24 protein-coding genes are annotated in these 24,969 nt (G+C 61.0%); 13 read left to right on the top strand and 11 right to left on the bottom strand.

Features of this window, described 5'->3' with window-relative positions:
• Nucleotides 1–127: 127 nt before the first annotated feature.
• On the bottom strand, nt 128–1,339 hold the full coding sequence (locus tag OIE47_RS03430; RefSeq protein WP_326560020.1) for a phospholipase D-like domain-containing protein: 1,212 nt from the start codon (nt 1,337–1,339) through the stop codon (nt 128–130).
• 1,404 nt (nt 1,340–2,743) lie between these two features.
• Nucleotides 2,744–3,241 (bottom strand): hypothetical protein, encoded by a 498-nt coding sequence (locus OIE47_RS03435; protein WP_326560021.1) that lies wholly within the window; start codon nt 3,239–3,241, stop codon nt 2,744–2,746.
• 505 nt (nt 3,242–3,746) lie between these two features.
• Between OIE47_RS03435 and OIE47_RS03440 the strand changes: the two genes are divergently transcribed.
• Both OIE47_RS03440 and OIE47_RS03445 read left to right on the top strand, forming a co-directional pair.
• The gene (locus tag OIE47_RS03440) at nt 3,747–4,049 is read left to right on the top strand and encodes a transposase (RefSeq protein ID WP_185755210.1); all 303 of its coding nucleotides are present in this window, start codon (nt 3,747–3,749) and stop codon (nt 4,047–4,049) included.
• Nucleotides 4,046–4,942 (top strand): IS3 family transposase, encoded by an 897-nt coding sequence (locus OIE47_RS03445; RefSeq protein ID WP_326556611.1) that lies wholly within the window; start codon nt 4,046–4,048, stop codon nt 4,940–4,942. The genes OIE47_RS03440 and OIE47_RS03445 overlap by 4 nt, the downstream gene beginning before the upstream one ends.
• A gap of 115 nt (nt 4,943–5,057) precedes the next feature.
• On the opposite strand, the gene OIE47_RS03450 is transcribed toward OIE47_RS03445, so the two are convergent.
• The 6 genes from OIE47_RS03450 to OIE47_RS03475 all read right to left on the bottom strand — a co-directional run bounded on the left by OIE47_RS03450 (nt 5,058) and on the right by OIE47_RS03475 (nt 14,060).
• Nucleotides 5,058–9,515 (bottom strand): hypothetical protein, encoded by a 4,458-nt coding sequence (locus OIE47_RS03450; RefSeq protein WP_326560022.1) that lies wholly within the window; start codon nt 9,513–9,515, stop codon nt 5,058–5,060.
• A 25-nt stretch (nt 9,516–9,540) separates the two neighbouring features.
• Nucleotides 9,541–10,167 carry a hypothetical protein gene (locus OIE47_RS03455; protein ID WP_326560023.1) on the bottom strand — a complete coding sequence of 209 codons (627 nt, stop codon included), beginning with the start codon at nt 10,165–10,167 and terminating at the stop codon, nt 9,541–9,543.
• Nucleotides 10,164–11,051 carry a nucleotidyltransferase domain-containing protein gene (locus OIE47_RS03460; protein WP_326560024.1) on the bottom strand — a complete coding sequence of 296 codons (888 nt, stop codon included), beginning with the start codon at nt 11,049–11,051 and terminating at the stop codon, nt 10,164–10,166. Before OIE47_RS03460 ends, OIE47_RS03455 begins: the two co-directional genes overlap by 4 nt.
• 722 nt (nt 11,052–11,773) lie before the next feature.
• The gene (locus OIE47_RS03465) at nt 11,774–11,989 is read right to left on the bottom strand and encodes an Lsr2 dimerization domain-containing protein (RefSeq protein WP_326560025.1); all 216 of its coding nucleotides are present in this window, start codon (nt 11,987–11,989) and stop codon (nt 11,774–11,776) included.
• Between the two features lie 107 nt (nt 11,990–12,096).
• The gene (locus OIE47_RS03470) at nt 12,097–12,615 is read right to left on the bottom strand and encodes a hypothetical protein (protein WP_326560026.1); all 519 of its coding nucleotides are present in this window, start codon (nt 12,613–12,615) and stop codon (nt 12,097–12,099) included.
• Between the two features lie 41 nt (nt 12,616–12,656).
• A complete protein-coding gene (locus OIE47_RS03475) occupies nt 12,657–14,060 on the bottom strand; it encodes a CHAP domain-containing protein (protein WP_326560027.1) in 1,404 nt (467 codons plus the stop codon).
• A 615-nt stretch (nt 14,061–14,675) separates the two neighbouring features.
• On the opposite strand from OIE47_RS03475, the gene OIE47_RS03480 reads away from it, so the two are divergent.
• Both OIE47_RS03480 and OIE47_RS03485 read left to right on the top strand, forming a co-directional pair.
• A complete protein-coding gene (locus OIE47_RS03480; RefSeq protein WP_326560028.1) occupies nt 14,676–15,029 on the top strand; it encodes a hypothetical protein in 354 nt (117 codons plus the stop codon).
• A 55-nt stretch (nt 15,030–15,084) separates the two neighbouring features.
• A complete protein-coding gene (locus tag OIE47_RS03485) occupies nt 15,085–15,930 on the top strand; it encodes a hypothetical protein (protein WP_326560029.1) in 846 nt (281 codons plus the stop codon).
• A 24-nt stretch (nt 15,931–15,954) separates the two neighbouring features.
• Here the strand turns inward: OIE47_RS03485 and OIE47_RS03490 are convergent, their stop codons facing one another.
• Nucleotides 15,955–16,155, bottom strand: a complete 201-nt coding sequence (locus OIE47_RS03490; protein ID WP_326560030.1) for a DUF397 domain-containing protein — start codon at nt 16,153–16,155, stop codon at nt 15,955–15,957.
• Between the two features lie 16 nt (nt 16,156–16,171).
• Nucleotides 16,172–17,008, bottom strand: coding sequence for a helix-turn-helix domain-containing protein (locus tag OIE47_RS03495; RefSeq protein WP_442792045.1), 837 nt, complete (start codon nt 17,006–17,008; stop codon nt 16,172–16,174).
• 443 nt (nt 17,009–17,451) lie between these two features.
• Between OIE47_RS03495 and OIE47_RS03500 the strand changes: the two genes are divergently transcribed.
• Genes OIE47_RS03500 through OIE47_RS03515 form a run of 4 tightly spaced genes read left to right on the top strand, consistent with a single transcriptional unit; the run spans nt 17,452 to nt 18,296 of the window.
• Nucleotides 17,452–17,712, top strand: a complete 261-nt coding sequence (locus OIE47_RS03500; RefSeq protein WP_326560032.1) for a hypothetical protein — start codon at nt 17,452–17,454, stop codon at nt 17,710–17,712.
• Complete coding sequence (locus OIE47_RS03505) at nt 17,709–17,867, top strand: hypothetical protein (RefSeq protein ID WP_326560033.1); 159 nt, start codon at nt 17,709–17,711, stop codon at nt 17,865–17,867. The genes OIE47_RS03500 and OIE47_RS03505 overlap by 4 nt, the downstream gene beginning before the upstream one ends.
• A 16-nt stretch (nt 17,868–17,883) precedes the next feature.
• Nucleotides 17,884–18,087, top strand: a complete 204-nt coding sequence (locus OIE47_RS03510; RefSeq protein WP_326560034.1) for a hypothetical protein — start codon at nt 17,884–17,886, stop codon at nt 18,085–18,087.
• Nucleotides 18,084–18,296 carry a hypothetical protein gene (locus OIE47_RS03515; RefSeq protein WP_326560035.1) on the top strand — a complete coding sequence of 71 codons (213 nt, stop codon included), beginning with the start codon at nt 18,084–18,086 and terminating at the stop codon, nt 18,294–18,296. The genes OIE47_RS03510 and OIE47_RS03515 overlap by 4 nt, the downstream gene beginning before the upstream one ends.
• Before the next feature lie 370 nt (nt 18,297–18,666).
• Here OIE47_RS03515 and OIE47_RS03520 read toward each other — a convergent pair whose 3' ends face one another.
• The gene (locus OIE47_RS03520) at nt 18,667–20,541 is read right to left on the bottom strand and encodes a hypothetical protein (RefSeq protein ID WP_326560036.1); all 1,875 of its coding nucleotides are present in this window, start codon (nt 20,539–20,541) and stop codon (nt 18,667–18,669) included.
• 139 nt (nt 20,542–20,680) lie between these two features.
• On the opposite strand from OIE47_RS03520, the gene OIE47_RS03525 reads away from it, so the two are divergent.
• The 5 genes from OIE47_RS03525 to OIE47_RS03545 all read left to right on the top strand — a co-directional run bounded on the left by OIE47_RS03525 (nt 20,681) and on the right by OIE47_RS03545 (nt 24,955).
• The gene (locus tag OIE47_RS03525; RefSeq protein WP_326560037.1) at nt 20,681–21,013 is read left to right on the top strand and encodes a hypothetical protein; all 333 of its coding nucleotides are present in this window, start codon (nt 20,681–20,683) and stop codon (nt 21,011–21,013) included.
• Between the two features lie 344 nt (nt 21,014–21,357).
• Complete coding sequence (locus OIE47_RS03530; protein ID WP_326560038.1) at nt 21,358–21,513, top strand: hypothetical protein; 156 nt, start codon at nt 21,358–21,360, stop codon at nt 21,511–21,513.
• Nucleotides 21,510–21,815, top strand: a complete 306-nt coding sequence (locus OIE47_RS03535; protein ID WP_326560039.1) for a hypothetical protein — start codon at nt 21,510–21,512, stop codon at nt 21,813–21,815. Before OIE47_RS03530 ends, OIE47_RS03535 begins: the two co-directional genes overlap by 4 nt.
• A 774-nt stretch (nt 21,816–22,589) precedes the next feature.
• The gene (locus OIE47_RS03540) at nt 22,590–22,763 is read left to right on the top strand and encodes a hypothetical protein (RefSeq protein ID WP_326560040.1); all 174 of its coding nucleotides are present in this window, start codon (nt 22,590–22,592) and stop codon (nt 22,761–22,763) included.
• Nucleotides 22,760–24,955 carry a type IV secretory system conjugative DNA transfer family protein gene (locus OIE47_RS03545; RefSeq protein WP_326560041.1) on the top strand — a complete coding sequence of 732 codons (2,196 nt, stop codon included), beginning with the start codon at nt 22,760–22,762 and terminating at the stop codon, nt 24,953–24,955. The genes OIE47_RS03540 and OIE47_RS03545 overlap by 4 nt, the downstream gene beginning before the upstream one ends.
• Nucleotides 24,956–24,969 lie beyond the last annotated feature (14 nt).

A 24,969-nucleotide genomic window follows, 5' to 3' on the forward strand; every position in this document is an offset into this window, starting at 1 on the left:
GGGCGCGGCGAGGGCGACCGCAAGCGGTGATCTTTTCCTGATTCCGGGCGCTTGTCCCGTGCTGGGCTGCGCGGTACGGAGCGGTGCCGGCTACGCGTCGACACCGCTCTGTCATCCTCGTCCCGTACTAGCCGCCGGCGACCGCGCCGACCTCCCACAGCCGTGCGAAGTTGGCGGCGTACGCGTCGACGATGCTGCGATGGGAAAGCTCGACGGTCGCCTCGTCGTTGCGTTGCAACGACGTGGCGTTGAAATTGTGGCTGCCGGTCAAAACCCAGCCCCGGCCCGAGCCGGGACCAGCCGGGTCGCTGACCACGATGTACTTGGAGTGGATGCGGCCGGCGGGAGTCGACCCGTCGAGCACCCGGCGCTCGATGCCGGCGGCGTCGAGCGCGGCGGTGACCGCATCCTCGGCCAGACCATGCACGACGCGCACCTGGCAACCCGCAGCCTTCAGCCTGGCGAGCTCGTCGACGATCGCGAGCCGGGTGCCGTCCCATTCGGACTGGCCAATCTCCACCCTGGTGCGGCCCTTGGTCTTGCAGCTCACCTGGTCGAGCCGCGCAGCGATCGGGTCCCGGTCGGCAACCGGATAGAACTGAGCGGTGACCTTGCCGCCCGGCATTTCGCTGGTAATCGTGGTGTCGTAGTCGGGGTTCTGTACCTCGGCGGCAAGGTCGTCGAAGTACTTCCCGTACCCGGCGAAAAGCGTACCGTTACCGGGCAGCACGACGAGGTTGTTCCAGTAGCTGGTGGAGTTGACGTCGGTAATGTTGTTCGAGGCCTGCACGACAACGTCGCGCTTGCCACCGGTCTTGGAGAAGAGCGCGAACTTGTTGTGCATGCCCTTGGTGCCCTGGCAGGACGTGGTGTTGCCTTCCGGGCTCAGGTGGCTGCAGACGTGCACCCATGAGGTGACCGATGCGTCGGTACCGAGGGTGCGGATCAGCTCCGCGGCGGCGGGGTTGTTGATCTGATAGCCGTCCATCACCATGCGTACCTCGACGCCTCGGCGGTAGGCGTCGAGCAGCACCGCCGCGTAGTCGGCGCCGGCATCGCCCGAGACGACGAACTCGGCGATCTCGATCGAGGACCCCACCGCGGCTTTCTTGATCAGTGAGCAGATACGTTCCACGACGGCGGTCGGAGTGCCCGCGACGGGGTCGTTGAAGACGACGCTGGTCGTGACCGGTACCTTGCCGGCGTTACGGCAGGCGCTGCGGGCGGGCTCGTCGAGGGCGGCCTGGGCGGTGGGGACGGCCGCCAGCTGCGTACACAAGGCGACCAGGGCGCTGATACCAGCGAGCGCGAGGGGGCGAAGGGAACGGACTCGGTGCATCTAGTGGCTCCTACGCTGGCAATTCGCGCGCAAACACAAAAGCGCGCGGTGCCAATTGAACGGTACATTGATTGTCGCGAGCCGCCCCCAAAGTCGACAGTCGTTTTAGCCACAGTCGACGAGACGCTAGCTCGCCGCGCAATTCTAGATTTAGACCGGCCGTCGCGTCGACAACCAGAGTGTTAAGCCCACACATCCGTCAGAACCCGAACACGGAAACAACGTGTTACTTGGCATCCGCCGCCGCCCCGGTCACCTGAGAAGCACCGTACCGGGGACGGCTACGAACGCCCACTCGCAGAACCCCGATCGCTTGCCACGACCTCGACAACGGACACGCCCGGGTCACCCGCCCCACCAGACCTGCCGTTCCCGGACGTCAACCAGGTCTGGCTGATCGAACGCCACGTCACCGCCAGCAGCGGAAAACGACCCGCAGCCCGCAAGTCGGCACCGCCGGCCGCGCCCCCGACGAGGCCAACCCCGCCGGACTGGCCGCCCACAACCGCAGCACACCTGCTACCGCGAAGACCAACGCCGTGGTGCGCACGTCTGGGTAGAACTCGACGACGGCGTGAAGCAGGCAGTCAAGCCGTACTGGGAACAGTTCATCAAGCTCAAATGCGAGTACGACGTGGACGTCAGGCGCGCACAGTACGTAGATAGACTGAGCCGGCAATGGCTGACAATCCTCGAAAACTCGTCGACAATCCCGTCGCCGGTGGCGCGGGCAAGATGACCAACGAAAGTCTCGCCGCCCTCGTACGCGATCTCATCGCCGAATAAAGCGCGAGCGCGCAGCGACTGGAAGACCTCCTCGGTGAGCGTCTGCGCAACGGCGACGCTTACGAGCAGGCCATGTCGTTCGACCTCCTGGCCGAGCGATTGAGCCCCCACGGACCAAAATCCGCGAAAACACCGACTCCCGGCCAGAACGGCGCATCCCAGGTTGATGTCCATCGACCACCATCGTCGAGCGACCGACGGCGGAACGGATCGAAGATCCTCCTGGTACGGAGACCGGGCACAGTTGGTCGGTTGGCCAGGACGGCGGCGTGCGTAACGTTGTTACGGTCCTCGCCCGCACGCGCTAGTGCCGCTCGAAAGTAGCGCGAGGCCTCTCATCGCCTCAAGCGATCCTGGCCCCGCCTGTCGGAGGCGCCACTCGATCGACCCAGCCGGGGCCACCCACAGCGGTAGGTGATCATGCGCTCGCAGCGTAAGTGCCCGCAACCAGAACGGCTCGTTACCGGGGTTCCGGTAACGAGCCGTTGACCTGCTGGTGGAGCTGATGGAGGCCCTTGCACACCCCTGTTGGGAGGCCAAGCGCCTGCTCGTCATGTCCACGAAATGGACATGACATCACAAAGAGGCACGTCGAGTCCTAGCCTGCACGAAGGATCTTCAAGCCACGGGCGCCAAGTGTTCGAGGTTGCGCCAGTCCTTTGCCGCCCACTCCATCAGTTGACGCACGCGCTCTTTGCCCTCGTTCACGACCACATCGATGAAGCAGTCGCACTTCGCCAGGTTCCGACCGTTGACCACGCAGACCGCGATGCCCGCGATCTGCATCCCTCTCGCCACCGCCACAAGTTGCTGATCCCATGGCAGCGGTATCCGCTTGGCCACCTCCTTGCCGAAGTCCCTGGCCACGCGAGGCGTACCGAGCAACTCCAGGAGAAGACCGACCAGATCCCCGATCCGGCCATGGAGCCAGTCCTTGCCATCCAGGGCGGCACGAGCCAGGCGAGCGAGCCCCTTGCAGTTCCTCCCGGACCAGTCATCCGTCAGCCGCGACCAGACCCGGTCCCCTGCGTATCCGGCCGCCCGTACTACGGCAGCATCGGCCGCCCCTACCGCAACCGTGGCCTGGACGTAGCTGACCGCCTCGGCGATTAGCACCTCTCGCGCTGCAGGCGAAGGCCTCACACGCGATTGAGCCGACGCACTGAACTGGCTCGACGTGGCTGTACTTCGACGAGTCTTGGGAGGCGTCGTCGCCCTGGCCTTCTTCGGTGGATGCTTTGCATACTCCGACAAACGCCCCCGCAACGGAACCTCTGGCCGACCGAGGTGCTGCGGGCATCTCTGGCCTGGCCGACTCACTGGGCGCTGGCATGCGCGGCCATCCTCATCACGTGGTCCCCTGCACTTAACCTTCTGCTTTCGCGGCCGCTGCGCCATGCCTGAACGTAAACAGACCAGCACGGAGCATGACAGTGGTAAATCATGTCGGATCTAGGACATGAAGCCGACAGCTATCGCCGGTGGTTTGGTTTGCACATGACCGATGAGGTGCACCTGATCCAGGGTCTTGCGAACCCAGACTGGGCCTGCCCCGTTTTGACGGACATCCGAGATCAGGGGACCTGGGGTCTCCGGGAGGATGTCCAGCATCATGGAGAGCATGGGAAAGAAGCGGCCGCGGCCTCGGCGTTCGTTCACGCCGGAGTTCAAGGCCGAGATCGTCGAGTTGTGTCAGCGTGGTGACCGCACGCTCCGGCAGGTCAGCCAGGACTTCGACCTGACCGAGACGGCAGTGCGTGAGTGGGTCAAGCAGGCCGAACTCGACACCGGCGTCCGCGCCGATGGGCTGACCACCGACGAACGGGCCGAACTCGCACAGCTGCGCAAAGAGAACCGCAGGCTGCGCGAAGACGTCGATGTGCTCAAACGGGCAACGGCTTTCTTCGCGAAGGAGACCCGGTGAACGTCTTCCCGTTCATCGCCGCGGAGCAGGCCGGCAAGCACAACGTTAAACGTGCCTGCGAACTGCTCGAGGTCTCCCGATCCGCCTACTACCAGCAGAAAACCGGCACCCAGTCGCAGCGCGAGCGGGTCGATGCCCGGCTCACCGACAAGATCACCGTGCTGCACGAACGGTCCAAGGGCACCTACGGGGCGCCGCGGATCCACGCTGACCTCACCGAACAGGGGCTACGGCACGGCCGCAAACGCGTCGCCCGGCTGATGCGCATCGCCGGACTCGCCGGCAAGAGCCCACGCCGCTGGCGCACGACCACAATCCCGGATCCGGCCGCCGGGCTCCGACCTGACCTGGTCGGCCGCGATTTCCGTGTTGATCCTGGCGTAATCGATACCCGCTGGTGCGGCGACATCACCTACATCAACACGTGGCAGGGCTGGCTCTACCTGGCCACTGTCATCGATCTCGCATCACGCCGGGTCGTCGGCTGGGCCGTGGCCGACAACCTCAAGACCGACCTGGTCGACGCCGCCCTCGCCGACGCTGTCGCACGCCGCCGACCCGAGCCCGGGCTGGTGTTTCATTCCGACCGTGGCACGCAATACGTCAGCGCCCAGCACACCCGCCTGGCACACCGTCACGACATCCGCCTGTCCGTCGGCCGGCGCGGACAGTGCTGGGACAACGCAGTCGCCGAGTCGTTCTTCGCCACCATCAAAACCGAACTCCTGCACCGCCAGGCCTGGCCCACCCACCAAGCCGCCCGCCAGGCCATATTCGAATACATCGAGGGCTGGTACAACACCCGCCGCCGACACTCAACCCTCGGCTACCTCAGCCCTGCGGCCTTCGAGACCACCAGCTCACAACCGCTACCGATCGACCGAGCCGCCTAACTAAGATCAACACAACGACCCTGTCCGTCGAAACGGGTCAAGCCCAAGACTGGGAGGCGCGACGGTTGCTTGACGCGACCGACAGGCACGGGATGGGGACAGTAGACAGCCGAGCCTAATGCTCTGCTGCCTCCACAAGCTCAGCCACACCGTAGGCGTTGAGCGCTAGCATCTGATCAATAAGATCAAGAGTTTCCCGTCTCTGAACTTGTGAAGTCGCCTGCGCATACGCTCTAAACACGAGCTGCCCGACCTCCCGTGCATCCCCAGCCGCACTCGTTGCGAAATCACTCACATCCGAGCCATGAACCTCAATGAAACGCCGAGCACAGGCAATTACGAGTGAATCGACACGATCTGGAGCACGCTCAAGCGTTATGAGCAACTGTGGAACGGCTTCCGAATAGGCATCCGAGGAGATGAGACCAGATAAGACTCGCAAGAATGGGCGTAGCCGCTCGTCGCGAAGAACACCAGCAACCTCTGCTACTGCCTTACGAACGCCTTCATCACCGTCGTTCATCAATCGGACAAGGACATCTTCTGCTAGAGCCGTATTAGTAGCGACTGGGAGTAGATGAGCACATACTGATGCAGCACCTCTTCGAGCCGCAGCGTCTTTGCTGCCCACAACAGATCGAAGCTGCTCCTCCTGACCCCACTCGATGCCAGCGTAAGCTGCCAAGGCACCACCACACTGCCGCACTTCGGCGTCCTCGGCTTGCAGCATCCGTGGCGCAAGCGACATTACGAGAATGGGATCCCCATTACCAATGTACCTAATGAGTCGCGTAACGGTCCCAACCGCGAGCAACCTATCGTCACCCTGCAGCAGTAACTCGAAAGCCTCAACTGCTTCAGGTCGTGCGTGTCGCAGACAACTCGCGATCACGTGGGCAACACACGACCGAACGGCTACAGATGAATCCTGTGCCATTCGGTTCAGGACGGGCACCACCAGCGCCGTGCGGATCCCATCTGAATCGTAGACGAGGAGATCTCCCAAGGTGAGAGCAAGGCTACCTCTCGCCGTGTTCATACCTTCCGAAAAGATCACTCCGTCAAACGTCTCTTGCTCCCTCATTTCATGCTGGGGCCACCGTGCCTCGCCAGGATCCTCCGAGCTCAAAATCCGTTCGACGATCATTGAGATAATGTCGGTCGGAATATCACTCCTGAGGTAGTTACGACGAAGCGGCCACCCGAGCCATCGATCGTTCTCGCGAAACTGAAGTGACGCTATGTGACGCATCACTTCAAAAATCGGCGCTGGATCAGGTAGGGGCTCAGCTTCGCCCAGACCCATCAATATCGCCTCAGTGTAGTCAGGCTTAATCTCGCTTCCGAGACGGAGCGTCAGCCCAGCAAATCGCGCGGCATCCTTCGACACCTCGCCCTGCAAGACGCGCGACAACTCCCGGGAGCCGCCCCGAAACGCCCTAAAGTCCTCCCTGTCTGTGTTATGCCTCGCCATCGCGCGTAACCAGTCGTCGTCAGACATGCGCTCCGCCGCCTCGGGCGCGATAGGCGACTGCACCGACCGCATTTCGATTGGTTCCGGAGCATCGGGCTGATCCATATTGGTAAGGCGCCTGAGCTCGCCTAGTCGTCGGCGAGCTACAGAGGATAACCTAGATTCATCCATCGCAGATAGCAGACAGAACATATACCATCCAGGGTTCCTTCTCTCCCAGGGAAAGCGGAGTTCAAGGATTGCCTGTTCCAGACGATCAAACAGCTCTGCCGACAGGTGGTGACCTATGGCTTCAATGAGCTGACGGGTCGTCCAAACACCATTTGACATGTAGCCGCTCAGGAATCGAGCAGGGTTTTGCAGGAGGATACTCCCCGCCCAATTAGCACAGCTCTCGGCGGCCGGGCCCCTGAGGGCTTCGTATAATAGCCATTGGGCCGCGTCGTGCTGGTCTGTCGCCAGCTTCTCTAGCAGTGGCCGAGCGGCCTCCGTATCCTGACCGGCGAAGTCACGAAGAGCGCTAGCCGCACTAAAAAGCAGGGCATCCTCAAGCTCGTGGAAGTTCTCATGAGGAATGCGTAGACCAAAGTGGGCGTCCGCGTAAAGGTGGTCCTGCCACTCTCGCTCCGTCAGGCGCATCACGGTTAGCAGGTACGGTAGGAGCAACTCACAGAAGATTCGCGGAGCACCCTCCGCTGCCTGCGTCGTTAGCCTGATTATGGCGTCGTCGTGATCAAGAAGGGATTTGACCTTTCCGGAGTCATCAATATCCAAGGCATTTGGCCGCAAGGCAAGATGGGCGACAAGTAGCTCGACTGCCCAGATTGGTTGGTGTTTCGCTAAATCATATGTAAACATCCACAAGTTGTGACCGTAGTCGCGAATCTCGCCACTTCGTATGGCATCCGTCAACAGTTCAAATAACGGTCGACTCTCGTGCACTCTCGCGAATCGAACGGTCCATAAAAGCCAGTTAGCGTAGTTCCGGGAGCGCCCAGCATGCGGCTTGAGAAGTTCCGCCATCCGATCGGGCCGCTCCTTGATCCCACCAAGCGCGACGTGCAATGCATGGTTGTGATAGCGTTCATCACGGCCCGCAAGCCATTCTTCAAACATCCCATCGCTATCGAGACGATCGAACCAGGCAAGCGTACGTAGCGAAAGCCACACCCGATCCTCGAATAGCGAGTGCGCATCGAGCACGCCACTTACCATATCCCACTCCGCACTTGACGGATCGGGCAATGAGCTAAGAATACCGAGAACGACATCCTTTATGTGGAATCGGACGTTCTGATGAGAGAGCAAGTCTCTCACTTCTTCGATAAACCGCTCCGGCTCCGACGCCCGGAGGTGACTAAGAATCTGGCGGACTTGAGAACGTCGAAATAGTTCCTGCTCGCTTGAGAGCAGGAACTCAACAATGCTCTGCTCCTGGCTGAGCCAGCCACGGGTGAAGACATAGCCAAAGAACGCCTCGTGAAAGAACGCGATTTGCTGGCCATCCCTGGTAAGGACATGTTCCGACACCAGCACACTAGCGTCAACAAGCAAATCATTCTGGTCGAGGACTGAGACGTTGACCGATAGGCGTTGCTGCGAACTCATGGCACTCGCCACGGTCTGCGCAACCTGCGCGAAACGGGTACCGTCACGTCGCTGCGAACAGTCGATCACTTTGCGGTCCCAGAAAGCATCGAACAGATTGTTCGGAGTCCGGAATGTCAGCGCTCCGGCCTGATCGGCGATACCCTGCAACAGGACGAGATGCAGCGGTGACGTGAGCAGCTTCACTTGTCGTTCTTCAAGTGCGGCTGGATCGATGCCCATTTCGCGGACCGCATCTGCTACTTGCGACTCGGACAGCTTTCCTAGCTCTACTCGCGCAGAGCGTTCATCCTTAACTAGGTCGCGTATGCGGTGATCGTTCTCGACGTCGAACTTTCGGCAGGCGAGCACAACTCGCATTTTCGGGAACGCAGAGGCTTCCCTTATCGTGTTCGCAACAGCGTCAAAGCTCAGCGGCATACGCCCAGAGGCGAGGCTGACAGCGTCGAGCTGATCTATCACGAGCACAGATGGATGCTCACCCGCAACAATCGAGAGCGCCGTCACCGGAGAGACCGTCAGTCCAAGTCTCTCACCGAGCTCGGCGGTTGATGAGAATGCCCCAAGCCGATCGAGCCGAAACCCCAGAACCGCCACCTCCTTGGCATTCAACTCTCCAGCCATCTCATGAAGGACGGCACTCTTGCCGTCACCTGCGTCGCCAGTTAACAGTACTAGCCGATCTTCCCCCTCCAGCAATTCAACCAGCTTCGTTGCCTCGCTTCGCGCGATGACCGGCTTAATAAGCCCGAGCTGGATCCCAGCTATCCATCCTGCCGTAATGGCGGTGGCATGTTCGACTATTGTCGTCGTCCGTATTTGTTGCGCACGACGAAGGCCGTAGTCGACCAAGTTCGCCTCAATGAATGCGACGTCGAGCCGGACTCCAAGGTTCTGCTGAACGAGATCACCGAGGCCAACTGCAGCGAGTCTGCCCGCCGCGCCTTCGAGAAATAAGCCGGCGAGCGCCGCGTTCATGTCATTGATATTTCGCTCATCCGGCCACTCTATCCAAAGTCCACGAAGCACGCTCCAGGCAGCCTCTGGCGAACCGAGTAATTTGGTCGACGCCAGTTCATCGAATGTGGGCTTCAGGGCTCCCGTCAGCCAGTAGTCAATGAAGTTCTTCAGATCGGCTGATCGGCGCGCTCGATCTGTCAGCTCCTGAACGGGCCGCGACGGGATCGTCGAGACGAAGTGGAACTGCCTACCGGCTTCAACATGTAACCGGGCATTCTGCAGAACTCCCTTGCCGTGAAGAGATCTTGGGGTCCAGCTGTTGACGTTCTCGTCCTGCCGTTTGAGCTGATGAACCTCAACGACACTGCCACGACGAAAGGTGAACTCAGCACCCTGAGCGAGTTCATCAATGTCTTCGACGGTGATGGAGTCGGCTTCGCCAAGCAGTACGCGCAGGACATGTTGTACTGTCCAGGCCCCCTCAAAACGATTACCAAACTTGTCGGCTTCACCGCCTGGACGCGGGCTCATTGCTTATCATCCCCCCGGTAGCTAGTCATGCGCGATCCTCAAAGTATCCAGCAGCTTCTGCGTAGTCATCAGCGAGCTCGCGACTCCGTTCCCGGAATTCAAGTTCGCCCTTGCTGTCGCGGTCAGTCCAGTACCGCCCCTTCAGGCGTCTTGCTGGATTGCCAGAAATATCAAACACTGCCGAGCCGTGATGAATACGACTACGGTGCTCGACACGCATATCTGGCTTATTCAAGTACAGATATGTCAACAAAAATGACCCATCGACTTCGGAGATGCTAGCCAACGCCGAGGTAGACCTCGACGCATCAGTCATCAGCTTCACGACGACCAGCGAGCCGGTCTGCTGTACGACTAGGTAGACGGTCTTCGGTTCTGGCCTCATGCCGGTACTCGGCTCGACCCAGAACGAAGTCAAAGTGCCTTGCCAAGTCCCCCTTATATTCCTCGGCACTCCGGGAACCCGCTGAACAAGGGGGAGCCGCCAAAGCCAGAAGTCCCACAGATTGAAGAGGACGGTGCTGGCCAGAACCGCAATAGAGAAAAACTTGAGCACAGCTAGATCCGGCCGACCATCTTGCACCCAGGTCCCAATCACAAAAACAACGACGACCACCGCGACAATAACGCGGATAGCAATCGTTCGCTTCATGAAGCAAGCCCCAGGTAATTCCAGGCAGCCTTCACAAAGTCGCGGCCATCCTGACGGTTCCATGCCTGATCGCGATGGAACAGGTATTTGTGCCCGTTCACCTCACGCCACCGCTTGGAGCCCTCGGCCGGCTCCGCACCCTCAAGCTCGCTCCAGATATGAACAATGACGCCGTGGACGGTCTTGGCCCAGGTTGGCTCAAGAAAGACACTGTCAGGACAATTATACACAAGGCATTCAACAAAAAAAGACGGAACCTCGCGGTGCTCGCCACTAAGAACCATGGCGTTCTCGACTCGCTTCATAATCCGAACGGCCTTTTTGTAGTAGCCGTTGGTGCGATTGTTCTTGGTGCGCCCGTTGGTGAGTTGCTGAACGGGGTAATTGACGAGGCCAGTTCCGTCCTTCTTGAAGACCTTTGTGCCCTCTCTGTACTCACCCGACGAGAAGTAGTAGCGATAGTCAAAGCACGGAACTACATCGGCGTCGACGCGTGCGCTATTTGAGCTTATGCGGAAGGCGGTTGAGCCAGATGAGTCAATTTGACCTGGGAACTTTTTCTTCAAAGCAGCTTCCAGTTCAGCGCGCAGGTTCGTCGGCGTCCAGATTCCCTTATATGGGGATCCCGCGGGATGCGCTCCCTTCGTTGCCTCCTCCCAATAGACAACCTCGCCGCATTGGACGGCAATATCTACGTCACTGTCTGCTTTGACGTTGGTATTGTTGGCGTAGGAACCCTTGGCATAAACAATAATATCGTAGCCGCTGAATGCCGAGTGCCCCTTCACAGCCTCACGGATCATACGTTCGGTCCGCTCCTGCTTGTCCTGCTCGGTGGTACTGGACGGTCCGGTCCAACTGATCAGACGCTCCTCTAGGCTCATCGACACACCCCTGACATCTCGCCGCTTGCAGATGATGTGACGGCCAAGACGACCAATGAGGAAGAGGTATTTTTCATATAAGGATCTCGAATGGCCAAATTATAGCACTTTTGTCCGATTCCGGGAACTGTATTCCAATTACCCAGACGTGGGTCGCAACGCAATGTTCCCCCCATCACTCCCGGCGTCACTGCTTCGTGGCGTCGACCGAGCCCTCGCATCGCCAAGATCAAATTTCGGTTCAGCAGGTTCATCAGGCGATGGGCGACCCTAGATAGGACGAAAGCGCAAAAGCAAGTTACTTACGGGTTCGGCGTGGCGGGCAGCTTGTTTCATTCTGACATTGTCGGATTTAGCCACCCTAGAAAGATCCATCCCGAGTCAATGCCTGGCGAGCAACACAAGTGGACGCGTCGTGGGTTCAGGATGAGGGCCGCCGATATGGCCGTAGCTTCCACCCTCGACGGGGGCTACAGGAGGAGGTGTGCCGTGTCCGAGCTACGTCCAACGTCGTCCACTGTTACTGATACCACGAACGCCTCCCAAGCGGTCGGTGCGAACACCAGCACCAGACCGGAGGCGTCCCTGTGCCGTTCAGTGAGAGCACAGGCTGGCCTCTCAACAAACTAGCCACTCGCCGAAGCCGACCACCGGCCTAAAGATCCGACAACAAGCCCCCGCCGCCCTGTACTCGGCAGGGAAACGGGGGCGTCGTGAACGACTCAGACGGCTTCAGGCTGGGCTATCGCCTCGGCGTAGGGAATGACCTGTGACCTTTCGATGTACGGTGCGAGCAGCTCCCGCAGGGCCTGTTCACCTTCCTTGGTGAGGTCGAGCCGGTAAAAGTCGTACTGGATGGAGAACGTGACCGGCCCACCTTTGCCAGCCGGGATGTCCTTGCCGGTGATGTCGTCCGTGAGCACGATGCGTGCTGACATGCTGGTTACCTCCTGCTGGTCGACGCGCAGAAGCTAACAGCACAAGACTTACATGTCAGGCCGAATGTAAGGAATCGGACTACTTGCCCTCCCGGGAAGGGTCTGCCCTAGCACGCCGGCAGGTTGCGCTCGCCGCGACTACTGGCATTCACCCAAACCTCTGAAAGGAAACCAGACCTGCCGTCTCGCCAGACTATCTTGTACCACAGCCTCGAACTCGACAGATCCGGATTCGCATCATCGACTGCGGACTCCCTGTTTCCGTTGGTTACCTCGTCGCCGATTTGCCAACAGACGGCAGTGACGTAATCACCGCTGCGCAGATCAGTATCGGGTAGAGCACAGCCGTTGTCCTTGCAGAACGACACGGTTCGAGTAGACAAATACGCCGGAGAATCCTCACGCATTGAGTTACCGCTGGTGACACGATTATCGATCAACAGCTGCACACCCGGGCCGGTGGGCCCAGGGGCCGGCTCGGGCGCGGCTGACACCGACGCTGACAGCTGTGGCGCCGGCTTGTCGTTAAACGGGAACCACTTCACTTCGTGAGCAAGCATCAGCAAGCCAATACCTGCTCCCACGACGCCGACGGCCGCCTGCACCACCGTCGATATCGTGATCATAGAACTATTGGTGGTACCGGTACGACTCTCAGTAGTTCCCGTCATGTCACGTGCTTCACAATCGTCGCGGTGGGGTCGCTGAAAACCCCAAACCGGTCACTGACGGTGGCGTAGAAGGAGTGCTCCCCAGGACTGATGCCGCTGAACTGCTTGGACGAACGCGTGCCGCACTGTGCGGTGAACGCCTCGCGTCCGTCGATGAAGAAGTGGCAGGTCACCGGATCACGTCCGCTCTGCCAACCAACATCGAATGCGACGCCCACGCGCCCGCCGCCGTGAGGTACGACGACGAGGTTCGCGGCAATCGGCTTGGGCGCGGGTGGCGGTGGTGGTGGCTGCGGCGGTTCCGGCTGCCGTGGCGGCTGCGGCTGCGGCGGTTGCGGCTGCTGGGCTGGCGTAGTCGGAGGCTGCGCCGGCGGCTTCGTAGTGGCTGGCCGTTGCGGCGCCGCCGTGATGGTGAAGAAGGCATCGACATGGCGGCCGGTGCTCAAGTCCACAGCACGGGTTCCGTAGGTATCGGGTGGATCTCCCTTGCACGGCCACCGCCAGGGGAACGATCCGTCCGGACGTGCGATCGCCGTTGTCTTCAGGTTCGCGTACTGCCGGCCATCCGAGTGCCAGGCGGCGATGCTCACCTCACCGCCGGGCGTAAAGCCCGACGACACACCCACCAGCTCGCCACCGTCGGGCGTGCAGGAGCCATTGATCTTCAGCTTCACGTCCTCGGCCGGCGCTGGCTGAGGGGTCGATGCCGGCGGCTGTTGGTTGCCAGTGTTCTTTGCCGCATGCACGTAACCGGAGATCGTGATGCCGGCCTTCGAGACGGCACCGGTCACCGGGTCGTACGCGTACGTGGCCCTGCCCGCGACGCTGTTGTTCTGCTCGACAGCATGCAGCGTCCTGCCCTCGATGCGATCTACAACTGCCACGTGCCCGTACTTCCCGTTGCTGTGCACCACCACGTCTCCGGGCACCGGCTTGTAGCCGGACCCGTTGGCATGGCCAGTCAGGCCGGCGTAATCACCGCGCTGCGCATGGACGTAGAGCCACTTCGCGGCATCGTTTGCCTCCGCGCCCAACCAAAGCCGGGGAAACCACCCACGAGCTGCGTAGAGTCGATTCACAAGCTCGAAACACTGCCAACCGTATCCAAATGCCGGAGGATTGGCATTCAGGTTGAACACAGCCTTGTTATCAAATGCGCAGCTCGTGCCCTTGGTTTGGAACTCCCCGTTCGAGTGCACGTCAACACCCTGTCCACCAAGCCAACTGGTGCCCGCAACCGTGACGTGCCCACAGGCATACGGATTGGCCGCAGCGTTCGCCCTCGGCCACATGTCCAGTTGCCACGTCAACGCGGACGCAACGATCATGCCGGACAGAAAGACGCCAACGATCATGACAAGGCGACTGCGACCAGGCACACGCATCAGCCCATCCTCCATCAGCTCTGGTGTCCCCCTAAGGGACGCCCACAGTAGCGCAGGGGTTGTGTGTGCCAAGTGAATTTAGGTGCGCGTGTTAGCGATCATGGAATCGCTCTAACCTGGTATGCCGGATTTGCCTATGCCGATCATGAGCACCCGACTGAACGATGAGCCGATCAAGTGATGAGCGGCCAGCCTATCGGCCTAACCTCCTCGACCAACAAACACCGACAAGCCCTCGCCGCACACAGTCGATCATCATTGCTTACATGATCACTGATGCCGAGCGAACCCAGACGCACCGAGCATGCGTGAATCCGAAACTGCCTCGGATTCACGGACTTTGCCGACGTCGCGAACAGGTCCCAGTCAAGCGAACATGAGGCACGCGACGTGCCTGTACCACTTCCAGTCAAGCTGTTTATATCCCCAGAACCAGAGCTGTCACGAATAGTGATGTAATTGTTAATTGACTTATGTTATGATCATCTTCAAGGGCATGGGAGCGGTGGCTTCTAACATGCTGGCAGGTACGTCTTACCTGCCACTCAAAAACAATCATCGAAGGTACCCCCCCCCCCCCCCCCCGCTAATTCTCAGGGGGCTGGGCGGTTCGACCGTGGCCACGTTTTTATGAACGCAGTCTCCTGCGACGTGCCGATTGGCGGGCGGTCAGAAAATATCAACATCAACTCAGGAAGTCTTACCATGACGAAAGGATCACTTTCCGCATCCCAACCACATCAATTCAAACCGCTCGTTCTCGGGTCAACCATCGTGCCGCCGCGCAAGATGACCAAGCTCGCAGTCGGCCCATTCCCAGCGACGGAGCCACTGCCCGAACTGGAGGTCGATGTCGAACAGGGCGGCCACGAAGCCTTGGCGTACATGTCATCCCGGCACCACGACCCGGAGGGTCAATCCGTGATCTTTTTATTCGAGAACTACGGAGACAAAGGGTGCCTGGTTGTCGTGAAAACCGCATAGCCTCACGAAGTGTTCATGATGGCATTTGCCCGCATGCCGACGGATACTTCATTCTGTGCAACCACCCTCGAAGCGGCACACCACGAAGGCCGGCGATGAACGACTGGCCCGCCTGGTGATGCAGACAGCCCTTGATGTGCCGGTCGCCGTGTATGACGACCAGTCAAGGGACAGCATGTACGACCTGCGGGTCCTGTACCCAGACGGCAGGGTAGCCGCGGTCGAGGTGGTTTCCACCCGCAGCAGCAAGGCCGTGAAACTTGAGCTTGCGGCCCAGCGGCTCGGCCACATACCGAAGCCGGAGTTGTCCCGCAGCTGGCAACTGCTGGTCGTGCCCGAGACTCAGCTCAAAAAACTCGCGGCCGCCGCAACGGCCCATCTTGTCGAACTTGAACACGCAGGCGTCGAGCGGTGCACGCGGCGATCTCAGCTGCCGCCGGCGCTCCAGGCGCTCGGGGTGGCGTCCGTCAGGTCATTCCCACCGACGGAGCAGCGTCCTCCAGGCTTCCGTCTGAACCCTCTGCCAACAGGGGCCTGGGAGCACTCCGCTGACGACGCCGTGCGGGAATGCGTCGAGTTCCTGCACGCAACACCTGACGTACTGGGGAAGTTGCTGGCGTCAGGTGCGCCTGAACGGCACGCAGTCGTCATCGTGACGGTCGACTGGCTGGAGGCGTTCGCCGCACTCCGTCACGGGTCGACGCCCACCGCAGCCCCGGATCTACCCGAGGGGGTTGAATGTCTGTGGATGATTGCACTCAAAGCACTCCCAATCCGGGCAATCTATTGGCTCGGCGACGGGGTGTGGCGTGATGTGCTCCTGGATCAGGAGCACATCAACAGGGCGAACCACCGGCAGGGGCGGCGAGCCCTCTATCAAGATCGACAGAGGGCTCGCTGACGGATGAGGCCGGATGGGACGACCTTACGGGGCGATCGCGCCGTCCTTGATGCTTCCGGTGAAGGCGGCCCAGGCGGTCGGGCTGAAGGTCAGCGTCGGGCCGCTTGGATCTTTTGAGTCGCGCACGTCGATGGCAACGCTGCGGTCGCGTACCTCGGTGCACTGCCCGTTCGATGATGATCTGCTCGACTTCCGCCAAGCTGCGTGAGTGGGGATAGATCCCATATCAGTTCCTCCTTGCCTACTGCATTTTGTTGGCTACCTCGCGGATGAGTCGAGCGGAATCCACGGGGTTCAGTGCGGCGGCGCGGAGGTGCTCGAAGATCACCGTGAAGCGCCGGACATCGGCGTCACGCTCCAGGAACAGCTCGCCGGCCATGCTGTCGATGTAGACCAAATCGGGGTCGGCGGTCTCCGGGAAGTCCATGATGGCGAACGAGCCCGGCATGCCCGGGTGGGCGCCGACGCCGAACGGTACGACCTGCACCACGATGTGCGGCTGTTTCGAGGCGTTGGCCAGGGCAGCCAGCTGCTCGACCATAACCTTCGTGCCGCCTACCAGCCGGTGAAGCACTGCTTCGTCCATGATCGCCCACAGGTTCAGCGGGCCGTCTTTCTGGAGCGACGCCTGGCGCTTGAGTCGCGCTTCAACCCGCCGTTCGACGTACCCGTCGTCAGCGATCGGAACTGCCCCGGCAATGACGGCGCGGGCGTAGTCCTCGGTCTGAAGTAACCCCGGAACGAACAGACACTCGTAGTTGCGCAGGCCGAGCGCCTCGGCCTCGAAGCTGATGTAGGCCGTGTACTCATCCGGCAGCTCCGACTCAAACGCCTGCAACCAACCGAGCTGGGCGGCCTGCTTCGACAGGTCGATCAGTTCGTTGCGGGTGTCTTCGTCGGTTACGCCGTATTTATCGAGGAGCGCGACGAGTGTCCGTCGCTGCGGGCGAACCTTGGCCGTCTCGATCCGGTACAGGGTGGCCGAGTTGATCCCGGTCTGCTCGCTCACTTCCTCGCGCGTCATGGCCGAGGCGGTGCGCAGGCTGCGGAGTTCGGCGGCAAGCCGTCGCAGGCGCACGGTGGGCGGTTGTCTCCGAGCTGACAAGTCCATGATCCCTTCGCTCCGTCCGTAATCAGAGTGTCCCTGTCGTGCAAGTACCACGACAAGGCAGGGTGGGCGAGTGATGATCGGGCAGATGCATACCTTGCATAATCCGATATGCAGTAGCACGATGGGCACAGCATGTCACATCCCACCCGAGGTGCGGCATGGGCCATGACCTCGTGTTTAACCGCTCAAACATGAGGAGTTGGCCACTCCCAGGTGGGGGCTCCGGCCTCAGCTGGCGGCAACCGGCCGCCGGAGCCCCCTTGAGAAGGAGGTCAGCGTGGAGATCATCGGCACCGTCGTCGGATGCGTACTTCTGGGGTTCTTGGCGGGGCTGTTCAGCTTCCGGGTCAAGAGCCGGTGGTGCCCCACCTGCGGCCGTACGACAAGCAGCTCCGTCTACAAGGCCACTCATGGCCGGTCTTGACCCCAAGCCGGGCGATGCCCTGCTCATCAGCGGAGAAGCCAACCCGGACTTCGACGGTGACGGCCAAATTTTCCTGCGTGTCATCCGTGCCGAGGCAACTCAACCCGGGCGGCTCTGGCTCTACGGGTACGAAATCAACTCGCGCGGCACCGCCAGCAGGAAGCGGCAGGTGCATGTGCGACGTGACGGGTTGCGCGAGGCCGAGATTTGGATGCTGCGTCCGGTACCTCGAAGGGGTCTCCGATGAACGACCCGCGGGCGTACGCATCTCCCACGCCCATGAACGTCAGGATCGACGGCGAGCACTACAAGGGGCGTATCTCGCCGTTGATCAAGCAGGCGCTGCGTGACTGGCAAACCGCCCAAGCGAAGACGCGGTACACCGATGCCGCCAACTCCTAAGCCGGGGGACACCGTGATGGTTGGCGAAGAAGCCAGCGTCCAGTTTGCAGGCGACAACAAGATTATTTTCCGAGTGACGGCCGTCAGCGATGAGCTCACCTACGAGGGCTGGGGCTGGATTACCGGCTACGTCCTCGACAGCAAGGGCGAGGCCAAAGACCGCCGCGAGATCTTCGTCGTGATCGACGGGCTGAAGTTCCCCCGTGGCCGGAAGTTATGAGCGGCCTCGTCAAGGTGACGGTCAACCTCACCCCGCGTGCCGTCGAAGCTCTCGACGCTGCCACCGCTCGTACCCGTGACACGAAGACCGACACGATCAACCGCGCCTTGCCGGTCTACAACCTCGTGCTCGAACTGTTGGAGCGCGGCGGCGGGTGCATCACCCTCGTGCAGCCTGACGGCTCCGTAGACCGGATCCACGTTGTCTAGGGGCTGGGCTGTTGACACGCCGGCGTGGTTGCTGTCGTGGGATGTCGAACGCCCACCAACCGACCCGCCTGCCGGATGCGTCAACACGGCAGGTTGGTTCGAGGGCTACCGCACATACGCGGTTCACCAGCCCGACCGCCTGGGCCACTGCCGTGCCTGCTTCTACGTATGGCCGTGTCGGCAGTACGAAGACGCGGTGTGCGCGCTTGTCGAGGCATGCTGTGAGGGCCAGATGTTCATCCCTAGCACCGCAACGAAAGATGCGACATCGGACTATCACTGCCCATGACAAACGAGGAAGTCATCATTTGGCAGGCGTTGCGTCCGACTCACCTCTGGATAGTCGGGCCAGGCATAAAGCGTACCGGCGCTAACCCTCGGATGCCCTTGCTTCCAGAGATCGATAGGTGCAGGTCGCGACACCACCTCGATCTGATCCACCAATGGCCGTTCCGACCCCCAGGGAAATCTCCCCGTCCGACCGCTCACTCCGCATTGCTTCTCGATCGTTGATGAAATATATGAGTTTGTCGTCAGTACCGAACACTGCGAGTTTGGTCGAATTTGAGTAATCCCGATCAAGGCGAACAAGAGGAGATCGGTTTATATCTAGCCGAACTTCACCTTCAATACTGGTGGGTGTCAACTGGATCGCATCTCGATGCTCACCCGACTTTGTGATCTCAAGGAGTTCGGGCCTATATGCCAGCAAATCAAACTTGTAACTCTTTGCCCTGAGTGCGTCAACCCCGAACATCGGATCGGGACGTTCAACAATCCTCAGGCGCTCGGCCCGGAGGTGAAGGAACAAATTTTCATTGGCGACAGACGCTCGTAATCCGCAGGCCGTGAGGGAATCTCGATTTCTGCTATCAAAGACGACCTCAAAGTAAAACTCTCCGCTTCCTACCTTGAAGCCTCCGTATTCAGTAAGCGCAACTCCGGCGGCGGAACGCGCAACGATTCTCAATGAATCCTGCCCGGCCTCGCACGTTCGGTTGCCCGGAGCATTGCCTACCGACTCAGCCATGCAGTAATTCTCATCGAAACCATCGGCCACAAGTGGCCATGATGACGACTGAGCCAGGATGTCTCTTCGGTACTGACCATCCATCCACTTGGCGCCGAATGTATGGCGGTCCCCATCCGGCATCGCAAGGATATGGGGCGTCTTTTTGTCGATCCTGTCTGCTTGGAACACGTAAGTCGCCGCGAGGACAAATGCCGTTATGTTAAACGCCTGAACAAAGAGAGATAGTGCTTTCCTGCCCGTAATCTCTTTTCGGCGCAACCGCCGCACGGCGAGGGCAAGCGCGCATCCTCCGACCACAATCAGAAACGCGACACCCGAATAATGCGCGAAGCTCAGTTTTAGTCGCAACGTCTCCATTGTTGTCGACGGGAAGGATGCCGCAAGGACAAGGCAGAAGATATTGAGGGCGAAGACTGTACAAAAAAGGAGTGCCCGATGGGCAGTGCGATCACCGGTTTGTTCGAAGCGAACTTTCGCCACAGATACTCGGTGTCTAAGTCTCGACCAAATAAACCACAGGGGTCTCCCGTCGGCTCTCCGCTCTTCTCGCAATCCCCCATGGCCGGAAGAGTTAACGACAGAAACACCTCCATGCCCCGCAATCTCAGGTGCCTGCCGAACAATTACTGCATCCTTCGGATCAGTCAATCCGAATCGCTTGCGTAGAGCGGTGATCTTTTCGTCATATTCGAGATACTCGTGAAGTGCGTCAAGCATGGCGGCCGCCAAAATTGGCTCCGGCTCACCGCCCTTCCAGCGAGACCTTCTGTATACGGTCCTCTCGCTTGGGGTATCGCGCAGCCATAAGCTCGCTCGAAGCTGTCGTCCAGAAACTGTATCGCCAAGCTTGATTGCATTCTCTGCAATATGGTCGCGGGAACGCACCTTGCCCAGGTACCTGGTCGTTGCGTCTTCACTCGGCACAAGTAGCTCAGCGAAGGCCGCCCTATTGAAAAGTACGGTGTCGCCCAGAGAGCCGCTCTCGAATGCATGAAGTGCTTCTATTCTCGTCGCGTCAGCGACGGACCGAAGTACATGCTCAAGGGCTCGAGGAAGAGTCGCATCGAGCGACGACCCCGCGCCATATAGGGACTCGCGCACCACATCGAGCAGCGCCGGGCATCGCTGCTCAAGCAATATCGGTGACAGCTTTTTCCCGATCAAGGCAACCAAGTCCGCGATCTGCTCACCACGAACCTCAGTAAGAGTCATCCCGAGTACCCCCAAACGAATCCGCCCAGAGATTACTTGATTACTGCGGGTTATTCCAATGAGCGTGTCCGATATTGACTTTTTATACATTTAGTCCATAATAGCCTCTGCAAGATCAAATTGCTGAGAGGGATTTGCAATGAAGCACATAGAGTTCATTGGAGATGGGTTCCTGGAGTTCATTGAAAGAAGCGGCCATGAGGAAGATACTTTTTCCAATATGGTCGAGTACTGGGCGGAGTACGGCAATGCGGTTGAACTCACCGGAGGCGACTTCGCTCTGTGGATGCAGTCGATCATCTACCTGAGAGAAAGCCCCAAAGTCGCGCAACAGCTTCAGCGAAACGACCTGAAGTTTTCCTTCGAAGAAGGCGTGCCCGACTGCCTCAACCCACTCATCTGGAACTACTACGTCTCACAACAAGGCCGCACTGGCGACCGAGGCGCCGAACGCTCGCAAGATGGATCTTGACCACTCGCCCACCCCAACCGGGGTGGGCTCGTCATTTTGTGCGCTTGTCCAAGTACTGTCCAAACCTTGTCCAGGCCCTGCTCAGGGGCTATACGGCTGGACAATGTTCAGCCAAGGCTTTTCTTCTCTTGCGTGGAGCGAGGACTGGTTCCTAGTTTCGTACTGAGCACATCCCAAGCACGATTGGAAGGAGCCACATGTCCAACCACATCCGCCGAGATGTGTCCTCGGCTGTTGCCAGACGGCGTACGTCGCCGGCTACAACACGGGCAGTCGGTAGGGCTGTCGAACAGGTTGCAGGTAACGCAGTTGTTCACGCGGCCGAGGTCGAGGCCGGTGCTTACGTGGCCCACGTCGGCATGCGCTACGCCGAGTCCCTGACGCACCAGGAGTTGCGGGCGGCCGAGATGTATCCGGAGCGGGCGTACAGGTTCAAGGCCATCGCGGACAGCTTCACAGCGCTGGTCGTCAACGAGCTGCAGGAGATGGGCTACGAATGAGGAGCATCGTGGAGGTGGTGGTGGCGTACGCGTTCGTCGGTGTGCTGGTCGGGTTCGGTGCGCTGTTGTACTGGCTCATCGCTGACCGCCCGACGGAACGGGAGCGAGCGCTTGAGGCGAAGATCGACGCCTTGACGCGCGCGAACCGCTTGGGCGCGTCGTACTTCAACGCCCAGGCCGAGATGCGTGAGGAAATGGCGCGCTCAGGTAGGGCCTCGGTGCGCTCAGCCTCGGTCGGGTCGGCTTCGGTTGGCCGGGCGCGGGTTGGAAGCGCGGACTTCATCGAGGGCGAGTGGCGCTGAGCCGGGAGCAAGGCTCGAGCTGGCGTGCGAGGCTGCTCGGTTCGGTACTCATCCTGCTCGGCACGGCACTGGCTGCTCGCGTTGTGTGGGAGTTGCTTCGCCCATTGCTCGCAGCGTTGGTCGTCATGCTCGTTTTGTTGTTCATCTACTGGCTGGTCTTCGCCCGGCGGCGGTAACGCGCCATCAGTTTCGTCGTGAGCCGCATAGGTGGATTCGCGGGCTTCGTATTACACCCAGGAAGGGAGTCACAGTGCCTCTATGCCCAGAAATGGCCGTAAAGAAATCATCGGCAAGCGTGAGGACATCGCTCGGCGACTGCGAGAGGAAGCGCTCCGCGAACTGAGGAACGAGCTTCGGCACGAGTGGCGGGAGAGAATCCGCAAGCTGCAGCGCGATAAGTAGGAAGATGACGGCCGTGTCCAAACCGCCTTCGGCGTTGGCCGTGGCTTGGATGCGGCCGTCATTCCCCTGCACAAGTTTTGGCATGCTCCTCGTGGTCAGGAGCTGCCGGTCGGTGATGCGGAAATTACTTAACTATCTTGACCAAATCTGGTGATTCCCGCATATATGAGAGCGGGCGGGAACTGGGCTGCCGGGCAGTATCGGGTCAATCGGACGACATGATGACTGCCCTGCAGCAAGTGAGCCGGAGTAACCGGTCATTGGCTATTTAATCAGACTATGGCTGCGCGGATCAATGCGTACGTCCTGTTCGTGATGCCCAATGACCTCCACGGCTTCGGTCCGCCTCCCTAATTGGAAGGAGGAAAAGCAGTGAGTGATATCAACAACAGGCCGGTCGCTGTGACCGGCTATGAGGAGAGGAGACACGTAGCGATCAGGAAGCTTGCGCGGGTCTGTATCGAGCTGGCGCGGTTGCGGCAGCGCAAGCGGTCGCCCGACGAGAAGCCCGGAAAGCCGGAGCCCAGGATGGAGGGCTCGGCATGAGTCGGCTGACCTGGTTTTCGCTAAGCCTGCCCCGCGACATGGAACTGCCGGACGTCACGGCGGTGCTGCGCCCACTGGCCGCCCGGCCGCGTATCGGCATCACCGGCGCGGTGGCGCTGGCCGTCATCGAGGTCTGGAGCATCGGCGGACGGGTGTCGTGGCGTCTGGGGCTGGACTTTCGGATAGCGCAGAGCCTTTCGCAGCAGATGGCGGCCCACCTGCCCCGGCTCGGAATGCGCCAGGAGCACGAGACAGAACGGCCGGCGCTTTCGATGGCCGCCGAGGTGCGGATGCACGGCTTGGCAAGTCCTCTCCGGCTGGAGACCGCCGGGGCGGTGGCGTCGGGGATGCTCGCCGTTCTTGGTGGCCTGGCCGCCTCGGAGACCGGTGTCGTGCAGTGGCTCATCGGGCCCGGCCGCACTCGACCGTACCCACCGGCCCCACTCGATTTCGCAGAGGTCCTCGGGCTGCACGCGGCGCAGTCGCCCGATGGAACGGCCCTCAGATTGTGGCGACAGAAGGTCACGGAACCCCTGTTCGGGTGCCGGGGCAGAATCGCGGCGGATGGTCCGACGCGGACCCGCGCCGCCGCCATTGTGCGGAGCTTGGGCAATGCCCTTGCCCTCGCCGACACCGCCCACGCCGGACTCCGCAGGGGCCGGGCCAGCGCCCGGTACGCCCGCAGGGTCACCAACGCCGGCCGTACCCCGCTGACCTGGAGTTGCCTTCTCTCGGCGGCCGAGCTGGCGACGGTGATCGGCTGGCCGCTCAAGGAGACACCGAGCGAGGAGCTGGCGCTTACCGGCGGGCACATCAACGAGGCGCCGCAGCGACTTCTCGTCGAGGACGGCAAGGAAGCAGGCGAGCCACGGCGAGTGCTCGGAGAAAGTTTGCACGCGGCCCAGCGCGGCCAGCTGGTGACCATGCCGGTCAACACGGCTCTGCACCACGTGCAGGTCGCTGGACCGACCGGATCAGGCAAGTCAACGCTGTTGGCCTCGATGATCCTCGCTGACATCGCGGCTGGCCGGTCGGTGCTGGTGGTCGAGCCGCGCGGCGACCTGGTGAACGACGTGCTGGCGCGTGTGCTGCACGACCGGCGTGATCGGGTAGTGGTCATCGATCCGGCGAGCAGCGATCGTGCTGTTGGCGTGAACGTCCTGGCGGGCGACCGGGCGGATGCCGAACGCCAGGCCGACGAAGTGGTACATCTGCTTGCCGAACTGCACGGCGGGAACCTCGGCCCTCGTAGTACGGATGTACTGCTCCACGCGCTCATCACCGCCGCCCGACTGCCGGACGGCACCTTGTGCGACGTGCCCGCCCTACTGGCCAATCCGGCGTTTCGCCGCCAGGCGCTCGCACAGGTCACCGATCCTCTGGTGCTTGGCCCTTGGTGGGCTGGATTCGAGGCGCTGTCGGAGCCCGAGCGTGGCCGCTACATCGCCCCGCTCCTGAACAAGCTCCGCCCGATCATCAGCAGGTCTCATCTGCGCCGGATGTTCAGCCAGTCCGCACCGAAGTTCGGTATGGACGAGCTGTTCACCACGCCCGGCACGGTGGCCCTGGTGAACCTCAGCCGCGGGCTCATCGGCACACCGGCCGCGAACATGCTGGGAGCCTTGATACTCAGTCAGACATGGACGGCGATCCAGCGGCGGGCCTCACTCCCGCCGGAGAAGCGGCAACCGGTCTCCGTCGTCGTGGATGAGTTTCAGGACTTTCTTCGTCTTCCGGGTGGCGTTGACTTCGGCGATGCCTTGGCGCAGTCCCGGGGCCTGGGTGTGTCGTGGACGCTGGCTCACCAGCACTTGGACCAGCTCAGCTCCACTCAGCAGGCCGGGGTGCTGGCCAATGCCCGCTCACGGATCGTCTTCCGCCCCTCGCCCGGGGACGCCAAGCCGCTGGCTGCTGCCCTGGGCGGCGAGGTGACGGCCGACGACCTACTCAGCCTGCGGGCGTACCAGGCCTGCGTAGCGCTGCACCTCGACGGGCAGCCGACTCGCCCCTTCTCGATCACCACCCGGCCGCTGCCGTCCTGGACCAGCGACCCGGCCAAGCTCCGCCAGGCCAGCGCCTACCGCTTCGGGGTCGACGGCGAGGAACTCGACAAAGCCCTGACCGAACGCCGGCAGGGCGCCCACGGCAGCACCGACGCCCCGGTCGGCTTCAAGCGGAGGGCAGCGAAATGACCATGCCTTCAGAC

Source organism: Micromonospora sp. NBC_01796 (genome assembly GCF_035917455.1).
GTDB lineage: Bacteria > Actinomycetota > Actinomycetes > Mycobacteriales > Micromonosporaceae > Micromonospora_G.